The organism is Paraoerskovia sediminicola (assembly GCF_030296575.1).
In the GTDB taxonomy this organism is placed as follows: Bacteria; Actinomycetota; Actinomycetes; order Actinomycetales; family Cellulomonadaceae; genus Paraoerskovia; species Paraoerskovia sediminicola.
Map to the genome: position 1 here is coordinate 365,626 of NZ_AP027729.1, position 18,516 is coordinate 384,141.

At 72.0% G+C, this 18,516-nt stretch carries 10 protein-coding genes and 3 pseudogenes; 9 read left to right on the top strand and 4 right to left on the bottom strand.

Features of this window, described 5'->3' with window-relative positions; all coding sequences use genetic code 11:
* Positions 1-36 precede the first annotated feature (36 nt).
* Complete coding sequence (locus QUE47_RS01855) at positions 37-1,353, top strand: chloride channel protein (protein WP_286218336.1); 1,317 nt, start codon at positions 37-39, stop codon at positions 1,351-1,353.
* 15 nt (positions 1,354-1,368) lie between these two features.
* Here QUE47_RS01855 and QUE47_RS01860 read toward each other — a convergent pair whose 3' ends face one another.
* Both QUE47_RS01860 and pcrA read right to left on the bottom strand, forming a co-directional pair.
* Positions 1,369-3,387, bottom strand: a complete 2,019-nt coding sequence (locus QUE47_RS01860; protein WP_286218337.1) for an acyltransferase family protein — start codon at positions 3,385-3,387, stop codon at positions 1,369-1,371.
* 204 nt (positions 3,388-3,591) lie between these two features.
* The gene (gene pcrA, locus QUE47_RS01865) at positions 3,592-6,123 is read right to left on the bottom strand and encodes a DNA helicase PcrA (RefSeq protein ID WP_286218338.1); all 2,532 of its coding nucleotides are present in this window, start codon (positions 6,121-6,123) and stop codon (positions 3,592-3,594) included.
* A 273-nt stretch (positions 6,124-6,396) separates the two neighbouring features.
* On the opposite strand from pcrA, the gene QUE47_RS01870 reads away from it, so the two are divergent.
* From QUE47_RS01870 to QUE47_RS01885, 4 genes and pseudogenes are all read left to right on the top strand, one after another.
* The gene (locus tag QUE47_RS01870; RefSeq protein WP_286218339.1) at positions 6,397-6,783 is read left to right on the top strand and encodes a hypothetical protein; all 387 of its coding nucleotides are present in this window, start codon (positions 6,397-6,399) and stop codon (positions 6,781-6,783) included.
* The gene (locus QUE47_RS01875) at positions 6,780-10,499 is read left to right on the top strand and encodes a discoidin domain-containing protein (RefSeq protein WP_286218340.1); all 3,720 of its coding nucleotides are present in this window, start codon (positions 6,780-6,782) and stop codon (positions 10,497-10,499) included. Before QUE47_RS01870 ends, QUE47_RS01875 begins: the two co-directional genes overlap by 4 nt.
* 76 nt (positions 10,500-10,575) lie before the next feature.
* Positions 10,576-11,367: a DUF308 domain-containing protein gene (locus QUE47_RS01880; RefSeq protein WP_286218341.1), complete on the top strand. Its 792-nt coding sequence runs from the start codon at positions 10,576-10,578 to the stop codon at positions 11,365-11,367.
* Between the two features lie 77 nt (positions 11,368-11,444).
* A pseudogene (locus QUE47_RS01885) lies at positions 11,445-12,268 on the top strand (DUF389 domain-containing protein).
* A gap of 41 nt (positions 12,269-12,309) precedes the next feature.
* Here the strand turns inward: QUE47_RS01885 and QUE47_RS01890 are convergent.
* The gene (locus QUE47_RS01890) at positions 12,310-12,792 is read right to left on the bottom strand and encodes a DUF456 domain-containing protein (RefSeq protein WP_286218342.1); all 483 of its coding nucleotides are present in this window, start codon (positions 12,790-12,792) and stop codon (positions 12,310-12,312) included.
* A gap of 25 nt (positions 12,793-12,817) precedes the next feature.
* Positions 12,818-13,168 (bottom strand): hypothetical protein, encoded by a 351-nt coding sequence (locus tag QUE47_RS01895; protein WP_286218343.1) that lies wholly within the window; start codon positions 13,166-13,168, stop codon positions 12,818-12,820.
* Between the two features lie 387 nt (positions 13,169-13,555).
* On the opposite strand from QUE47_RS01895, the gene QUE47_RS01900 reads away from it, so the two are divergent.
* From QUE47_RS01900 to QUE47_RS01915, 4 genes and pseudogenes are all read left to right on the top strand, one after another.
* Positions 13,556-15,310, top strand: coding sequence for a nitrite/sulfite reductase (locus tag QUE47_RS01900; protein WP_286218344.1), 1,755 nt, complete (start codon positions 13,556-13,558; stop codon positions 15,308-15,310).
* Positions 15,307-16,138 (top strand): annotated as a pseudogene (locus QUE47_RS01905) (phosphoadenylyl-sulfate reductase). The gene QUE47_RS01900 and the pseudogene QUE47_RS01905 overlap by 4 nt, the downstream one beginning before the upstream one ends.
* Positions 16,135-17,127, top strand: coding sequence for a sulfate adenylyltransferase subunit CysD (gene cysD, locus QUE47_RS01910; RefSeq protein ID WP_286218345.1), 993 nt, complete (start codon positions 16,135-16,137; stop codon positions 17,125-17,127). Before QUE47_RS01905 ends, cysD begins: the two are co-directional and overlap by 4 nt.
* A gap of 1 nt (position 17,128) precedes the next feature.
* A pseudogene (locus tag QUE47_RS01915) lies at positions 17,129-18,485 on the top strand (sulfate adenylyltransferase subunit 1).
* Positions 18,486-18,516: the final 31 nt, after the last annotated feature.

Consider the following 18,516-nt stretch of genomic DNA (forward strand, 5'->3'; position numbering starts at 1 on the left):
ATGATCGCCGGTCCGGCACGTGCTTGACTCGCTCCCGTGAACACCAGATCGCCGCTCACCCGTGAGAACACGTCCCTCCTGCTCCAGGCGATCCTCGTCGGCGTCCTCGCCGCGATCGGAGCGACGGCGTACTCCTCGCTCGTGCACGCCGTCGAGCACGTCGTCTGGGACGCGGCGCCCCAGGCGTTCGGCGCTGACGACGCGCCGTGGTGGTGGGTGCTCCTGGTCCTGACGAGCGGCGGTCTTGCGGTCTGGGGCGCGAAGAAGCTCCCGGGGCACGGCGGTCACCACCCGCTCGACGGCCTGGCGTTCGACATCACCCCGAGGATGCTCACGTCGACGCTGCTCGCGGCCTTCGCGTCGCTGGTGTGCGGCTCGGTCATCGGACCCGAGGCGCCGCTCCTCGCGATCGGCACCGCCATCGGGTTCGTCCTCGCCCGACGGTCCACCGACCCGCGGGCCCGGGTCCTGGTGATCTCCGGGGCCTCGGCAGCCCTCGGGGTCGTCATGGGCAACCCGCTCGTCACGGTGCTGCTCGTCCTCGAGGCGTCGATCCTCATGCCGGGCCCCAAGTCGAAGCAACCGATGACCCAGCTGATCCCGGTGCTCGCCGCGCTCGGCTCCGGGTACCTCGTGCGCGTCGGCGTCGACGGCTGGCCGGGCGTCAGCGTCCCGAACCTCAGCGCCGGCGACCTCGGCGAGTACGGCAGCGTGGACCTCGTCGACGTCGCCGTAGGGTTCCTCGTCGCGGTCGCCGCAGCGGGTCTCGTCGTCGCCGCGACCCGGTCGGCGAGCCGGGTCCGCGCGGTCGCGGATCGCGCTCCACTCGCGACCATCGTCGGCGCGGCCCTCCTCGTCGGGATCATCGCCGTGGCCACCCGCGCGCTCACCGGTCAGGACGTCGACATGGTCCTCTTCTCGGGCCAGACGACGCTCGCCGCGATCCCCGAGGTCGGCGCCGGCGCCCTCGCGGTCGTCGCGGTCGCCAAGGCGGCCGGCTACGCGCTGAGCATGGGTGGCGGGTTCCGCGGCGGCGCGATCTTCCCCGGAGTGTTCCTCGGCATGGCGGTCGGCGGGATCGGCGCAGCGCTCGTCCCGGGCGCGACCATCCCCGGGCTCGCGGCCTGCGGGATCGCCGCGGGCGCCGCAGCGACGCTCGGGATGCCGCTCACCGCGACGATGCTCGCCGTCCTGCTGACGATCGGGTCCGGACCCGCCGTGACCGTCACCGCGATCCTCGGCGCCGTCGTCGGGCTCCTCATGAAGCTGTGGCTCGACGCGCGACGCGACGGCGTGCTGCCGGACCTGCCCGGTGTCGACGAGGACGCCACGCGCCGGCCGGTCACCGACTGAACGAGCAGGGCTGTCCTACGCGGGCGGCAGGGTCGCGAGCGCCTTCTCGACGGTGTCGGCGTAGATGCCGATGCCCTCCATGTTGGGGTGCGTGTTGTCGCTGTGCAGGATGCCCGGCGTCTCCCGGACCACCTTGTTCCAGTCCGCCACGACCGCGTTCGGGTACTCCGAGACGATGTCGGCCAGCTGCTTGTTAGCGTCCGGCACCCAGTAGCTGACCCCGACCGTGTTGACGAGCACGACCCTGCGGTCGGGTCCGATCAGGTCGAGGATCTTGCGCACGGCGGCCTCGGAGCCCTCGAACTGGAACCCGCCGTTCGTGCCGAAGTTGAGGACGACGACGTCGCGCACCGTACCGGCATCGATGGCCTTCTCGACGATGGGCACCGCATCGATCCACTTGCGGATCGGCTTGGCGTCCATCTGGATCCCGTCGAACTTCGAGAGCATCGCCGGGGCCGCCCCCGAGAGCACCGAGTCGCCGAAGGCGCTGATCTGGTCGCCCGTGATCGGAGCGGAGGCCTCGTCGGCAGCCTTCTCCTCAGCCGCCTTCTCCTCGGCAGCCTTGTCCTCCGCTGCTTTGTCCTCGGCCGCCTTGTCCTCGGCGGCCTTGTCCTCCGCGTCCGCGTCGTCAGCGGCCTTGTCCTCGGCTGCCTTGTCGTCCGCATCCTGCTGCGCCGCTGCCAGCGCCGCCTGCCCCTGCTCGACGGCGAGCTGGGCGGCGGAAACTCTGGGCGCGGTCACGACGACCACCGCCGCAGCGAGCACCGCGACGACGATGAGTGCGATCACCGCGCCCGAGGACCGGACCCGGCGCGCCGTGGCGCGGAATCCGTCGCGGCGCACCGGCGTCTCGATCCACCGGTACGACGCGGCCGTGAGGCCGAACGTGATCACCACGGCCGCTGCGGTGCTCCACCACCAGGTGGAGGTCCCGACCTGCGCCCCCGTGACCGCCTGGACGAGCAGGATGACCGGCCAGTGCCACAGGTACAGCCCGTACGAGCGCTCCCCGACCCACACGACCGGCCGCAGCTCGAGGCCGCGCAGGAACGCACCCTTGCTCGCCGCCGGGTCGGAGCCCGTCGCGTCGGCGCAGGCGAGCACCAGGACCAGCGCCAGCACCGACCCGAGGAAGATCCCGCCGCGGTACGTGAAGGTCGCGTCGCTGCGCATGAGCAGCATCATCACGACGAGTCCGGCGAGCGCCCAGAAGGGGAGCCAGCGCCGCACACGCCCGCCGCCGAGGATCCGCGGGTTGTCGGCCCACCAGAACGCGGCGGACACGCCGAGCAGCAGACCGAACACGTGGGTTCCCGTGCCGTAGTACACCCGGGTCGGGTCGGCGCCGGGCACGTACAGCGCGGCCATCGCGGCGGCCGACACGAGGGCGCCGACGAGAGCGATCGTCGACCGCGAGCGGGCGCCGCGGGTGACCGCCAGGATCAGGACGAGCAGGACGGGCCACAGGACGTAGAACTGCTCCTCGATCGCGAGTGACCAGAACGTCTGGAAGAGCACCGGTGCGGTGTGGTCGAAGTAGCTCTGACCGGCGGCGATCTCGAGCCAGTTGCTCGAGAAGGTGAGCGCGCCCAGGACCTGCCGGCCGATGCCGACGAGCAGGTCCGGTTCGATGAGCCGTGCCGCGATCACCGCCGTGACGACGACGGTCCCCAGCGCCGGCAGGAGCCTGCGGGCCCTGCGGAGCCAGAACTTGGGCAGCGAGATCTTGCCGTCCCGGCGCAGCTCGCGCACCAGGAGGGTCGTGATGAGGAACCCGCTGACGACGAAGAAGACGTCGACGCCGAGGAACCCGCCGGGCAGCGCGTCGGGGGCCAGGTGGTAGACGAGCACGGCGAGGACCGCGAAGGCCCGCAGCCCGTCGAGACCGAGGATGCGGCGACTCGCCCCGGCCGCGCCCCGGCGCGGGATCCTGCCGGGAGCGCGCACGTCGGTCGCGGTCCCCGAGGTCGCCGGTGCGGGCGGGCCCGGAGGTGGGCTGGTCGGCGACCACGGTGCTCCGGTCGTCGTCATTCGGTTCCCCAGGCTCGGCGCTGTACACCCGCGGGGTCGGTCGCCGCGGCGCGACGGCACGGCTGCCGTCGCGAGACAGAGTAAGCCCCATCGGCGCGCGACAGGCCGTCACGGCGACGACACACCGGGGACGTCGTACGAGATCTGCACAGGTCGTCCACGACTCGGGTGCCATAGGCGGGCCTGAGCGGCCCCGGACACCCGTCAGAGCTTCGTGACCGGCGAGAACCGCAGCAGCAGGCGCTTCGTCCCGTCCGCACCGAAGTCGATCTTCGCGACGGTGTTCTGCCCGGAACCCTCGACCCCGACGACTCGGCCGAGGCCGTAGCTGTCGTGCGTCACCCGATCGCCGACGTCGAGGGCGGCGATCGCGCCGGCGGCGCGCGGGGTCGCGGACCCGAACGACGCGGACCCCGCGCCGGCGGTCCGCTGCCGGGCGATCTGCTCGACCTCGCGGCGGGAGTAGCCCCCGGAGGACGAGCCGCCGCCTGCTGCGGACCCCGACGAGCGGCCGCCGCCCGACCACCCGCTCCCGGGACGACGTCCGCCACCCGTGAACCCTCCCGGGCCGCGCAACGCCGACATGCTCGACTCGCGCCGGCGCCAGTCCCAGAGCTCCTCCGGGATCTCGTCGAGGAACCGGCTCGGTGGGAACTCGTTGGGGGTCCCCCACGCCGAACGGACCGCGGACCGCGAGATGTACAGGCGCTCACGCGCGCGCGTGATGCCCACGTAGGCGAGCCGCCGCTCCTCGGAGAGCTCAGATTCGTCGTGCAGGGACCGCATGTGCGGGAACGTCCCGTCCTCCATACCGGTGAGGAACACGACGGGGAACTCGAGGCCCTTCGCGGTGTGCAGGGTCATGAGCGTCACGACGCCGGGGTCGACGGTCGGAGCTCCCTCGTGACCGTCGGCGTCCGCGTCGTCGGACGACGGGATCTGGTCGGCGTCGGCCACGAGCGACACGCGCTCCAGGAAGTCGGCGAGGTCGCCCTCGGGCTCGGCCTCCGAGAACTCCGCGGCGACCGCGTGGAGCTCGGCGAGGTTCTCGACGCGCGACCCGTCCTGCGGGTCGTCGCTGGCGCGCAGCTCGGCCAGGTACCCGGTCCGGTCGAGCACCTCCCCGAGGATCTCCGCCGGCCGCGCGCCGGACTCGGCGAGCTCGCCCAGGCCCCGCATCAGGTCGCGGAACGTCCGCAGCGGTTTGAGGGTGCGCGTGGTGAGGCCGGGGATCTCGTCGCACCGCGCGACCGCGGCGCCGAACGAGACCCGCTCCTGGTCGGCGAACGCGGCGACCATCGCCTCGGCGCGGTCGCCGAGGCCGCGCTTGGGGGTGTTCAGCACCCGCCGGACGTTGACGTCGTCGTCCGGGTTCGCGATCGCGCGCAGGTAGGCGACCGCGTCCTTGATCTCGCGGCGCTCGTAGAAGCGCGTGCCCCCGACGACCTTGTAGGGCAGGCCGACGCGGATCAGCACCTCCTCGAGAGCCCGCGACTGGGCGTTGGTCCGGTAGAAGACGGCCACGTCCCCGGGGCGGACGGCGTCGCTGTCGCCCAGGCGATCGATCTCCTGCGCGACGAAGCGCGCCTCCTCGTGCTCGTTGTCGGCGACGTACCCGACGATCTGCGAGCCCGCGCCCGAGTCGGTCCAGAGCCGCTTCGGCCTACGGTCCGGGTTCTTCGCGATGACGGCGTTGGCCGCGGTGAGGATCGTCTGCGTCGAGCGGTAGTTCTGCTCCAGGAGGATCGTGCGGGCGTCCGGGTAGTCCTGCTCGAACTCGAGGATGTTGCGGATCGTCGCGCCACGGAACGCGTAGATCGACTGGTCCGCGTCGCCGACGACGGTCAGCTCGCCGGGCGGGACGGGGTCGTCCGCCGTCCCGGTCAGCTCGCGCACGAGCGTGTACTGGGCGTGGTTCGTGTCCTGGTACTCGTCGACGAGGATGTGCCGGAACCGGCGACGGTAGTGCTCCGCGACCGCCGGGTGCTCCTGCAGCAGCCGGACCGTCGTCATGATGATGTCGTCGAAGTCGAGCGCGTGCGCCTGGACGAGGCGCTGCTGGTACCGGGTGTAGACGTCCCGCAGGATCTGGTCGACGTCGCCCTGGTCGGCGTACTCCGGCGGCGTGACGAGCTCGTTCTTCAGGTCCGAGATCTTGTTCGCCAGCGCGCGCGCCGGGTACTTCTTGACGTCGAGGTCGAGCTCGCGCGAGACGAGGGTGATGAGCCGCTGGGAGTCCGCGGCGTCGTAGATCGAGAAGCTCGACCGCAGACCGAGGGCCTTGGCCTCCTTGCGCAGGATCCGCACGCACGCCGAGTGGAACGTCGAGACCCACATGTTGCGCGCGGCGGGTCCGACGAGCGCCTGGACGCGCTCGCGCATCTCGGCTGCGGCCTTGTTGGTGAACGTGATCGCGAGGATCTCGCCGACTCTCGAGCGGCGCGTCGCCAGCAGGAACCCGATGCGGTGCGTGAGCACGCGGGTCTTGCCGGAGCCCGCGCCCGCCACGATCAGCAGCGGGCTGCCCGCGTGCTCCACGGCGGCGCGCTGCTGCGGGTTGAGACCCTCGACGAGCGCCTCGGTGTCGAGGTGGTCGAACGGTCCCCGGCGCGGCGCCTCCGGTTCGCTCGACCAGTCCGGCTCGACGGCGTCGGGCACGTGGTCGTGCTGGATCGCGGGCAGGCGCGCGAGGTCGTCCAGGCCGGGCAGCGGGAGGTTCTCGAAGAGCGATGTCATGACGAGGACAAGCGTAGGCGCCGCCGGGGACAGGCCGCGTACACCTCTGTCACACCCGCGCACCTCTTGACGATCAAGCCGGACATACGTAACGTCTGGGATCGAGCGCTGCAAAAGTTGGATCGAATACCGCAAACTGTTTGCGCAACGATGCGTGATCAGTGACGAGCAGTCCGCCCGATGGGCGGGTCGCCACGTCGGCGGGCGCAGGGCTCGAACCGACCGGAGTGTGCGTCAGCAGCAGAATCCGTAGTCGGTGGTCACGACCGGTGGGTGCTGGACCAGAGGTCACCGTCACCCGTCCCCGCCGGGCGCGCCGCCGGCGCAGACCTGCCCCGCGGGAACCGCGGGCGGGAGATCAAGGGTGATCTCATGCGAGAACCACGACCGAGCAGCACTCCCCCGACCCGGGAGGTGCTGGACCACAGCCGACACCACGGGACCGTCACGAGGCGTCTCGTCCCTGGGCTGACGGCGCTGGGCCTCCTGGCGCCGCTGACCCTGCTCGCGGCTCCGGCGCACGCGTTGGCGCCCGACGTCGCCGCCGGCACGGCGGCCACCGCGACGTCCACCAACGCCCCGTACGGGACGGCGAACCTCGTGGACGGGAACCAGGCCACGTACTGGGAGTCGACCAACGGGACGCTCCCCAGTCGGTGACCCTCGACCTCGCACGTCAGGTCGACGTCCAGGACGTCACGCTCATGCTCCCGGCCGGGTGGGGCGCACGCACCCAGACGGTCGGGATCTCGACGAGCACGGACGGCGCGACGTTCAGCACCGTGCAGACGGCCACGGCCCGCCTGTTCGACCCTGCGACGCAGAACATCGTGCAGATCGACGTCCCCGACACCACCGCGCGGTACGTCCGACTGGAGATCAGCGCGAACACGGGCTGGCCCGCCGCGCAGCTCTCCGAGGTCCGTGTCCACGGCGTCCCCGTCGGCGCACCCGACCCGACCGACCCGCCCGTCGATCCCACCGACCCGCCCGCCGGGGACACGGACCTCGCCGCCGGACGGCCCGCGAGCGCCTCGTCGTCCGAGTGGGTGTACACCCCCGGCAAGGCGGTCGACGGCGACCGCGGCACGTACTGGGAGTCCGCCGGCGGAGCGTGGCCCGCCGACCTCGCCGTCGACCTCGTGGAGACCTCTGCCGTCTCGTCGGTCACGGTCGCCCTCGACCCGGCGGCGATCTGGTCACCGCGCACCCAGCGCTTCGAGGTCCAGGGACGCGCCGACGGCGGGGCGTGGACGACGCTCGCACCTGCCGCGGACCATGCCTTCAGCCCCGCGACCGGCAACCAGGTCACGGTCCCCGTGTCCGCGCAGGCCGCGGCCGCGGTCGACGACGTCCGCGTGCGCACGACCGCGAACAGCGGATCGAGCGGCGCGCAGATCGCCGAGCTGACCGTCATGGGTCACGCCGTCGACGACGGTCCGGACCCGACACCGGACCCCACCCCCGATCCCACGCCCGACCCGACACCGGACCCCACGCCCGACCCGACGCCCGATCCCACCGACCCGCCCGTGGTCGACGGGGGCGACCTCGCCTCGGGGGCGCCCGCGACGGCGTCCTCCACCGAGCTGTCGTTCGTCGCCCGCAACGCCACCGACGGGAACCGCGGCACGTACTGGGAGGGAGCGGGCGGCCAGTACCCGTCGACCCTCGCCGTGGACCTGGGCGCACCGGCGAACCTGTCCGGGGTCACCGTGCAGCTCGACCCCTCGACCGCCTGGTCGGCACGGACCCAGACGTTCGCCGTCGAGGCGAGCGCCACCGGGACCGGCGGCTGGACCACCGTCGCGGCGAGCAGCGCGCACCGGTTCGACCCGGCCTCCGGCAACGAGGTCACGGTCCCCGTCGCCGGCCCGGGCGCGCAGGACGCGACCCACGTGCGGCTCCGCTTCACCGCCAACACCGGGGCCGGGAACGCGCAGGTCGCCGAGCTCAAGGTGCTGGGCGACCCGGCGCCGAACCCCGACCTGGTGCCGACGGCGCTCACGTCCGACCCGGGCGCACCGGACTCGACCCAGGACGTCACGGTCACCGCCACCGTCGAGAACGAGGGCGACGAGGCGTCGTCCGCCACCACGGCCGACCTGACGGTGGACGGGACGGTCGTCGCGTCCGCCGACGTCCCGGCGCTCGACGCCGGCGAGTCCGCCGACGTCGTCGCACAGGTCGGTCGGCTCGCCGAGGGCACCCGCACCGTGGGGGTCACGGTCGACCCGGCCGACACCGTCACCGAGCAGGACGAGTCGAACAACGTGCTCACCGAGTCGGTCGTCGTCGGGCAGGCGCCCGGCCCGGACCTCGAGGTGACGGCCGTCAGCCCCAGCACCTCCAACCCCGCGGTCGACGCGCAGGTGTCGTTCTCGGTGACCGTCCGCAACCGCGGCACGGAGGACGCCGCGGCGACCACCACCCGGCTCGAGGTCGGCACGACCACCCTCGACACCGCCACGCCGGCCGTCCCCGCCGGGGCGTCCCGCCAGGTCGTGGTCGACGGGACCTGGACGGCGACCGCCGGCGGGGCGCAGGCCACGGCCACCGCGGACGCCACGGACGTCGTCGCGGAGACCGACGAGGACAACAACACGGCTACCACGTCGATCGTCGTCGGTCGCGGCGCGGCCGTGCCGTACACGGAGTACGAGGCCGAGGACGGCGACTACGAGGGCACGCTCCTCGAGACGGACCCGCTGCGGACGTTCGGTCACACGAACTTCGCCACCGAGTCGTCCGGCCGTGCGTCGGTGCGCCTGGACGACACCGGCGACCACGTGTCGTTCGTATCGACGGTGCCGACGAACTCGATCGTCGTGCGGAACTCGATCCCCGACTCCGCCGACGGCGAGGGCCTCGAGAAGACGATCAGCCTCTATGCGGACGGACAGTTCGTCCAGAAGCTGACGCTCTCGTCCCGGCACAGCTGGCTGTACGGGAACGTCGACGGCCCGGAGGCCCTCACGAACACCCCGGGCGGCGACGCACGTCGCCTCTTCGACGAGTCCCACGCCCTGCTCGGCAGGTCGTTCCCGGCCGGTACCGAGCTCACCCTCCAGCGGGACGCGGACGACGACGCGGAGTTCTACGTCATCGACCTGATCGACCTCGAGCAGGTCGCCCCGCCCAAGCCCAAGCCCGCGGCGTGCACCTCGATCACCGAGTACGGCGCGGTGCCCGGCGACGGGAAGGACGACTCGGCGGCGATCCAGGCCGCCGTCACCGCCGACCAGGAGGGGGACATCGCCTGCGTGTGGATCCCGGCAGGCCAGTGGCGCCAGGAGCTCAAGATCCTCACCGACGACCCGCTGAACCGCGGGATCCACAACCAGGTGGGGATCAGCGACGCCGACATCCGCGGCGCCGGCATGTGGCACTCGGAGCTGTACTCGCTCATCGAGCCCCAGGACCAGCCCGCGAGCATCAACCACCCGCACGAGGGCAACTTCGGGTTCGACGTCGACGACAACGTGCAGATCTCGGACCTCGCGATCTTCGGCTCCGGCCGGATCCGCGGCGACAACGCCCAGGCCGAGGGCGGCGTCGGTCTCAACGGACGGTTCGGCAAGGGCACCGAGATCACGAACGTCTGGATCGAGCACGCGAACGTGGGCGTCTGGGTCGGTCGTGACTACACGAACATCCCGGAGCTGTGGGGTCCCGCGGACGGCCTCGTCTTCTCGGGCATGCGGATCCGCAACACCTACGCGGACGGGATCAACTTCTCGAACGGCACCAAGCGTTCGACGGTGTTCAACTCGTCGTTCCGCACCACCGGTGACGACGCCCTCGCCATGTGGGCCAACCCGTACGTGAAGGACCGCGAGGCCGACAACGAGCGCGACAACGCGTTCGTCAACAACACGATCCAGCTCCCCTGGCGCGCCAACGGGATCGCGATCTACGGCGGGATCGACAACCGGGTCGAGAACAACGTCGTCGCCGACACGATGAACTACCCCGGGATCATGCTGGCGACCGACCACTCGCCGCTGCCGTTCGGCGGCACGACGCTCATCGCCAACAACGCGCTCTACCGCACGGGCGGGGCGTTCTGGAACGAGGACCAGGAGTTCGGTGCCATCACGCTGTTCCCGTCGACGCTGCCCATCACCGGCGTGACGATCCGCGACACCGACATCTACGACTCGACCTACGACGGCATCCAGTTCAAGAACGGTGGCGGCGTGATGGACGTCGACATCGAGCGCGTGCGCATCGACGGCTCCCGCAACGGCTCGGGGATCCTCGCGATGAGCGGGGCTCGCGGGACGGCACGGCTCACCGACGTGACCATCACGGACTCGGCGGAGGGAGACATCGACATCGAACCCGGCTCGCAGTTCGTCATCGAGGGCGACTGACCCGTACGAGGACAGGCCCCGGGCCCGCCGGCAGGACCGGCGGGCCCGGGGCCCGTGCGTCGGGTACCTTCACGCCATGACGCGCGCCCCTCGCGAGGGTGCCGGGGACACCGAGGAGCAGACCGTGCGGGTGCTGGACCGAGCGAGGCGGTGGGTGGAGCCGGCGAGGCGCAGGGTCGAGCCGGCCATGCCGTACGTCAACGCCACGACCCTGCGAGGAGCGCTCTTCGTCGGGCTCGGTCTGCTCGTGATCCTGCTCCCGAACATCAGCGTCGGGATCATCGAGGCGGCCATCGCGGTCGGGCTCGCCGTGTCGGGGGCCATGGACCTGCGCGCCACGTTCCGCCGCCGGCTGAGGTTCCGCACGAGGATCGCCTACTTCTTCCGCGGGCTCGGCTCGTGGCTCGCCACCCTCCTCTTCGTGGTCTCGGCGAGCAGCGCGTTCACGCTCCTCATCATCGTGCTCGCGGTCTACCTGACCTTCCGCGGTGTGATCACGGTCGTCATCGGCTTCGTCTCCCGGGACCGGCGACGGCGCTGGCCCCGGGTGACGGGCGGCGCCGTCCAGGCAGCGCTGGGCGCACTCCTCGTCGTCGATCCCGACATCGTGTCGGACGGCGTCATCGTCTCGGCGGCGATAGCGTCCGTGCTCGCCGGATCGATCATCATCGCCTACGGCATGCGCCACGACCGGTCAGGCGACGTGTCCGCGCAGGACGAGACCCCGACGCTGACGGAGATCCTCTGGCTGTGGGTGCACGAGGTCGACATCGGCCCGGAGCGCCGGGAGGACCTCGCCGAGACGCTCTACCTGGACGGCGAGGGCGCGGCGGCAAGCTCGTGGCGTGGTGGACCATGCTGCTCCTGAGCGTGTGCATCGCCACGTTCGCGGTACTCCAGGACTCCACCGCCGTCGTCATCGGCGCCATGCTCATCGCACCGCTCATGGTCCCGATCCTGGGTCTGGCCGCGGCACTCGTGAACGGCTGGGTCCGCCGCGCGTGGGAGTCCTCGCTGCTGATCGTCGCCGGCGTCGTCGCCGCCGTGGTCCTGGCTGCGGCGATCACGCTGTGGGCGCCGGCGGTCGTGTCGTTCGAGACGAACTCCCAGATCACCTCGCGGGTCGACCCGAGCGTGCTGGACATGCTCGTCGCCATCGCGGCCGGCGCCGCGGGTGCCTTCGCCACCGTCAACACCCGGGTGGCGTCGTCGATCGCCGGGGTCGCGATCGCGGTCGCCCTCGTCCCCCGCTCTCGGTGGTCGGGATCTCCGCCGCCAACCAGAACTGGGATGACGCGTGGGGCGCCTTCCTGCTGTTCATGACCAACTTCGTGGCCATCGTCCTGGCTGCGTCCCTCGTGTTCGTCATGGCGGGATTCGCCGTGCCCGACGACACCGGTGGCCGGCGGCTCGCCGCGGTGCTCGCCCCATTCGGGGTACTGGCCATGCTCATCCTCCTGCCGCTCACCGTCACCACGGAGGGGACGCTGGCGCGGTCGGCCGAGGTCGGGACCGTGCAGCAGTCCGTCGACACGTGGCTCGGGGAGCAGTCGCCGTACGAGCGGAACGGCGTCTCGGTGAGCGCGGACCGCGTGGAGATCGACCTCGTCGGTCCGCTGCACGGACTGCCGGCGCTGGAGCCCCTGCAGGACGCCCTGATCTCCGGCCTCGGGCGCGACGTGGGGGTCTCGGTGCAGGTCACCCCGGTCGAGGTCACCGAGCTGCCGCGGACCGGTGAGACGGTCCGCCCGGCGATCACCGGCGACTGACGTCGCGGTCCGGTCGCGGTCCGGTCGTGCTCCGGTGGCCGTCAGGTCAGCCCGAGACCGACGACCCACGCACCGGTCGCGATCAGGGCGCCGCCGAGCTCGACCAGGATCGACAGGCCCGTGGCCCGCAGCGCCACCCAGGTGGCCCGCCACGCGGCTCGGGCGTCGCGCCGCCGCACCAGCTCGGCCGCCCAGACCCCGACCACGAAGCCGAGCGGCAGTCCGACCACGGGGACGACGAAGAACCCGACGATCCCGAGCGCCCCACCCCAGATCAGGGTCGACGAGGGGACGTCGTTGCGCAGCAGGAAGCGACCGGCGAGCAGGTACTTCGCCACGGCGGCGACCAGGACGGCGAGCGCCCCGACGGCGAAGCACGTCCAGGCCGTCGCCCCGCCGGTGACGACCGCCCAGACGAGCACCCCGCCGAGGACGATCACCGACCCGGGCAGCACCTGGACGACGACACCCACGAGGCCGACCAGGATCACCAGGCCGACCAGCACCTCGCCGCCGAGGCTCATCGAGCGCGCCCGGCGGTGCCGCCCGTCAGACGAACACCGCCACCACGATGTTGACCAGCACCAGCGCGCCGACGGCGTGCTTCAGGGCCGGCGCGACCTTCTCGCCCTGGCGGGTCCCGACGAACGCGAGCACCGCGATGACGAGGGCGATGCCGAGCTTGATGCCGATCTTCGTCATCGACGGGCCACCGTCGTCCCAGAGCCCGCCGCCCTCGGCCACGCCGACCATGAGGATCCCCGCGAGCAGGGCGAGCGCGGAGCCGTGGAACACGCCCTTGGAGAGCTCGGGGCGGCGCACGCTGAGCGCGTAGCCGCCGAGGACGATCGCCCAGCCGACGAAGTGCAGGACGGTGAACACGTTGTAGAGGAATTCCATACCCCGCACCCTAGTTTGCTGACACGTGTGTCAGGTCGGGCCGCGGCCCATCAGCTTGTGAGAAACCTCCCACGGCGCGCAGCGCGTCCGCCACGCGAACACCGGTCCCAGGATCCGGACGGGCTCTTCCGGCTCCCGAGACAGGGCGGTACGGTGTCGCCCATGCACACGGCCCGGACCACCATCGCCCCGCAGCGCACCCTCGCGCCCCGCGGCATGTCGATGTGTCCGGACAGCAGCTGTCGCTGTTGTTGACTCGCGCCTGACTCCGGCGGAACCCTGACGGGCCCGCACCGACGAGCGGGCGCGCGACGCCGGCCGCTCGTCCCCTCTGGATCGAGCCTTCCGCCCTGCCTCGCGCGCCCTTGAACCACATCAAGGAGCACGATGACGCCGCACCCTGCCGCCGGGACACCGGCCACCGACACGCGCACGGCCGCGGCCCCGGCCGCCCGTCCAGCCCGGGCTGCCCGCCCGGCCCGCCCAGCGCGCCCCAACGGGCAGTGGAAGATCGACGGCACCGAGCCGCTGAACCACAACGAGGCCTTCAAGCAGGAGGACGGCGGCCTCAGCGTCCGCCAGCGGATCATCGACGTCTACTCCAAGCAGGGATTCGACTCGATCCCGGGCGACGACCTGCACGGCCGCATGCGCTGGTGGGGCCTGTACACGCAGCGCAAGCCGGGCATCGACGGCGGCAAGACCGCCACACTCGAGCCGCACGAGCTCGAGGACGAGTACTTCATGCTCCGCGTGCGCATCGACGGCGGCGCCCTGACCACCGAGCAGCTGCGCGTGATCGCCGGGATCTCCGAGGACTTCGGCCGGGACAGCGCCGACATCACCGACCGCCAGAACATCCAGCTCCACTGGATCGAGATCGAGTCGGTCCCGGAGATCTGGGAGCGGCTCGAGGCGGTCGGCCTCGGCACCACGGAGGCCTGCGGGGACGTGCCGCGCGTCGTGCTCGGCAGCCCCGTCGCAGGTATCGCCGCCGACGAGCTCATCGACCCGGCGCCGTCGATCGCCGCGATCACCGAGAAGTACATCGGCATCCCCGAGCTCGCGAACCTCCCGCGCAAGTTCAAGACCGCGATCACGGGGCACCCGAGCCAGGACGTCGTGCACGAGATCAACGACGTCGCCTTCGTGGCCCTCGAGCACCCCGAGCTGGGTGTCGGCTACGACGTCTGGGCCGCCGGCGGACTCTCCGCCAACCCGCGCCTCGGCGAGCGCCTCGGCGTCTTCGCGACCGAGGAGCAGGTGCCGGACGTCTGGCACGGCGTCGCGCAGATCTTCCGCGACTACGGGTTCCGCCGGCTGCGCAACAAGGCGCGGCTCAAGTTCCTCATGGCCGACTGGGGGCCCGAGAAGTTCCGTCGGGTCCTCGAGGAGGAGTACCTGGGGTACGCGCTCCCCGACGGCCCGCCGGCCCCGCAGCCGACGACGCCCGGCGACCACGTGGGCGTCCACAAGCAGAAGGACGGGCTCAACTACATCGGCGCGGCGCCGTACGTCGGGCGGGTGTCGGGGCCCACGCTGCGGGCCGTCGCCGACCTCGCCGAGTCCGCCGGGTCGCACCGGGTCCGGCTGACGCCGCACCAGAAGCTCCTCGTCCTCGACGTCCCGGACGCAGAGCTCGAGCGCGTCGTCGGCGACCTCAAGGCGCTGGGCCTCGACGCGAACCCGAGCCCGTTCCGCCGCTCGACGATCGCGTGCACCGGCATCGAGTACTGCAAGCTGGCGATCGTCGAGACCAAGGCGACCGCGTCGTCCGCCATCGACGAGCTGGAGAAGCGCCTCGGCGACCTGTCCCACATGAAGCCGCTGTCGCTGAACATCAACGGCTGCCCGAACTCGTGCGCCCGCATCCAGACCGCGGACATCGGGCTCAAGGGCCAGCTCATCACCGACGACGCCGGGCAGCAGGTCCCCGGCTTCCAGGTGCACCTCGGCGGCGGGCTGGCCTCCGACGACCGGGAGGCGGCAGGACTCGGTCGTACGGTGCGCGGGCTCAAGGTCACGGCCGAGCAGCTGCCGGACTACGTCGAGCGCGTCGTGCGCTCCTACGAGGCCGAGCACGAGGGCGACGAGTCGTTCGCCCAGTGGGCGCACCGCGTGGACGAGGAGCTGCTGACATGACCGCCGGGACGAGCAACCCGCTCGCCGCCCTCCGCGCGGCCGCGCAGGCCCGCAGCGCCGAGCGCGACGAGTCCCGCGCCCGAGCGCAGGCCGCACGGGCGTCCGCACCGCCGAAGCGCTCCGACGAGGAGCTCAAGGAGGTGGTCGCCCGCGGCGTCGCCGAGCTCTCCGGCTCCGGCGTGGGGTCGGACGACGAGGCGTCCGCGGCGGAGGTCGTCGCCTGGGCGGAGCGTGAGTTCGGGACGAGCATCGCGGTCGCCTGCTCGATGGCCGACGCCGTGCTGCCCCACGTGGTGGCGCAGGCCGCGCCGTGGGTCGACGTGCTGTTCCTCGACACGGGATACCACTTCGCCGAGACCTACGGCACCCGGGACGCCGTCGCGCAGTCGATGGACGTCACGATCGTCGACGTCCTCCCGGAGCTCACCGTGGCGGAGCAGGACGAGAAGCACGGCAAGGACCTGTTCGGCCGCGACCCCGGGCTCTGCTGCCAGATGCGCAAGGTCGAGCCCCTGCAGCGCACCCTCGCCGGGTACGAGGTGTGGGTGACCGGCGTCCGCCGCGACGAGGCCCCGACCCGCGCCAAGACCCCCTCGTGACGTGGGACCACAAGAACGGCCTGGTGAAGATCAACCCCTGGCCGCGTGGACCTTCGACGACCTGCTCGCCTACGCCACGAAGCACCAGGTCACGCTCAACCCGCTGCTGAACGACGGGTACCCGTCGATCGGCTGCGCCCCGTGCACCCGACGCGTCGCCCCCGGCGACGACCCACGCTCCGGCCGCTGGGCCGGCCTCGACAAGACGGAATGCGGGCTCCACGTATGACGACCGAACTGATCGACACCACGCCCCCCGGGGCCGGAGGGACCGACGTGACGACCACCGCGCAGGACGGGGCCGCGGCCCCGCTCTCGACGAGCCGCAGGCTCTCGCAGCTCGACGCGCTCGAGAGCGAGGCGATCCACATCTTCCGCGAGGTCGCGGCCGAGTTCGAACGGCCCGTCCTGATGTTCAGCGGCGGCAAGGACTCCGTCGTGATGCTGCACCTCGCGACCAAGGCGTTCTGGCCGGCGCCCGTGCCGTTCCCGGTGCTGCACGTCGACACGGGGCACAACTTCCCCGAGGTCCTCGCGTACCGGGACGCCACAGCCGACCGTCTGCGCCTGCGCCTCGAGGTCGCGTCCGTGCAGTCGTACATCGACGACGGCCGGCTCCGGGAGCGCTCGGACGGCACCCGCAACCCGCTGCAGACCCAGCCGCTGCTCGACGCGATCGCCGAGCACCGCTTCGACGCAGTGTTCGGCGGTGGTCGCCGCGACGAGGAGAAGGCGCGCGCCAAGGAGCGCATCTTCTCGCTGCGCGACGAGTTCGGGCAGTGGGACCCGCGCAACCAGCGCCCGGAGCTGTGGAACCTGTACAACGGCCGCCACCGTCCGGGCGAGCACGTGCGCGTGTTCCCGCTGAGCAACTGGACCGAGCTCGACGTGTGGCAGTACATCGCCCGCGAGGACATCCAGCTCCCGGGCCTCTACTACGCGAGCGAGCGCGAGGTGTTCGAGCGCGACGGCATGCTCCTCGCCGTCGGGCCCCACTCCCGGCCGCGCGACGGGGAGACGGTGCAGACCCGCCTCGTGCGCTACCGCACGGTGGGCGACATGTCGTGCACGGGCGCGGTCGAGTCGGACGCCCGCGACGTCGAGGCGGTCATCGCCGAGGTCGCCGCGACACGCATCACCGAGCGGGGCGCGACCCGCGCCGACGACCGCATCTCCGAGGCCGCCATGGAAGACCGCAAGAAGGAGGGGTACTTCTAAGATGAGCGCCCAGACCACCGTGCCGAGCACGCCCGCAGTGCTCCCCCGCACCACCACCACGATGCTGCGCCTCGCGACCGCCGGGTCCGTCGACGACGGCAAGTCCACGCTCGTGGGCCGGCTGCTCTTCGACTCGAAGTCGGTGCTCGCCGACCAGATCGAGGCCGTCGAGCGTGTCTCGCGCGACCGCGGCCTCGAGGGCGCCGACCTCGCGCTGCTCACCGACGGCCTGCGCTCCGAGCGCGAGCAGGGCATCACGATCGACGTGGCCTACCGGTACTTCGCGACCGCGAACCGCTCGTTCGTGCTCGCCGACTGCCCCGGTCACGTCCAGTACACGCGCAACACGGTGACCGGTGCGTCCACCGCCGACGCCCTGGTCCTCCTCATCGACGCCCGCAAGGGTCTGCTCGAGCAGACCCGGCGGCACCTCGCGGTCGCGAGCCTGCTGCGCGTGCCGCACATCGTCGTCGCCGTGAACAAGATCGACCTGGTCGACTACTCGCAGGCCCGCTACGACGAGCTGGCGGCCGACATCCGTCGCACCGCGGCGTCGCTCGGCGTGGCCGACGTGCACCCGCTGCCTGTCTCCGCGCTGGTCGGGGACAACGTCGTGGACCGCAGCGAGCGGACCCCCTGGTACTCCGGGCCCACGCTCCTGGAGCTCCTCGAGTCGCTGCCGACCGCCGACGAGCCCGACGTCGAGGCGTTCCGGTTCCCCGTCCAGCTCGCGATCCGCCCCCAGGGCGCCGCGATCTCCGAGGAGCACCGCGACTACCGGGGCTACGCCGGGCAGATCGCCTCGGGTGTCGTCCGCGTCGGCGACCCGGTCGTCGTCCTCCTCCGGGCGGACCACGACGGTCGCCGGCATCGACACCGCCGACGGCAGCCGGACCGAGGCGTTCGCGCCCCAGTCGGTGACGATCCGGCTCACCGACGAGGTCGACGTCTCGCGCGGCGACCTCATCGCGGCCGCGGACGACGCCCCACCGGTCACGCAGGACATCGAGGGCATGGTCGCGTGGCTGGGTGACTCACCGCTGCGCCCGGGCGCCCGGGTGCTGCTCAAGCACACCACCCGGACGGTCAAGGCCGTGGTGCGCGACGTCGTCGGGCGCCTCGACCTGGACGCCGCCGAGCTCGTCCCGGGCGAGGAGCTCGGGCTCAACGACATCGGTCGGGTCCGGCTGCGCCTCGCCTCGCCGGTCGCGGCCGAGGAGTACGTGATCGCGCGGCGCACCGGCGCGTTCCTGCTGATCGACGCGCAGGACGGGGGCACGCTCGCCGCCGGTATGGTCGGCGACGCGCTGGCCGCCGTCCGCCACCCCGACGAACGACCGGCGCAGTACTCGATCTGAGCCGACGGCGAGGACGAGCAACGCGCACGAC

Bases quoted from the DNA above. Each gene is read 5' to 3' on its own strand.
- QUE47_RS01860 (WP_286218337.1), bottom strand. From the start codon at position 3,387: ATGACGACGACCGGAGCACCGTGGTCGCCGACCAGCCCACCTCCGGGC.
- pcrA (WP_286218338.1), bottom strand. From the start codon at position 6,123: ATGACATCGCTCTTCGAGAACCTCCCGCTGCCCGGCCTGGACGACCTC.
- QUE47_RS01880 (WP_286218341.1), top strand. From the start codon at position 10,576: ATGACGCGCGCCCCTCGCGAGGGTGCCGGGGACACCGAGGAGCAGACC.
- QUE47_RS01890 (WP_286218342.1), bottom strand. From the start codon at position 12,792: ATGAGCCTCGGCGGCGAGGTGCTGGTCGGCCTGGTGATCCTGGTCGGC.
- QUE47_RS01895 (WP_286218343.1), bottom strand. From the start codon at position 13,168: ATGGAATTCCTCTACAACGTGTTCACCGTCCTGCACTTCGTCGGCTGG.
- QUE47_RS01900 (WP_286218344.1), top strand. From the start codon at position 13,556: ATGACGCCGCACCCTGCCGCCGGGACACCGGCCACCGACACGCGCACG.
- cysD (WP_286218345.1), top strand. From the start codon at position 16,135: ATGACGACCGAACTGATCGACACCACGCCCCCCGGGGCCGGAGGGACC.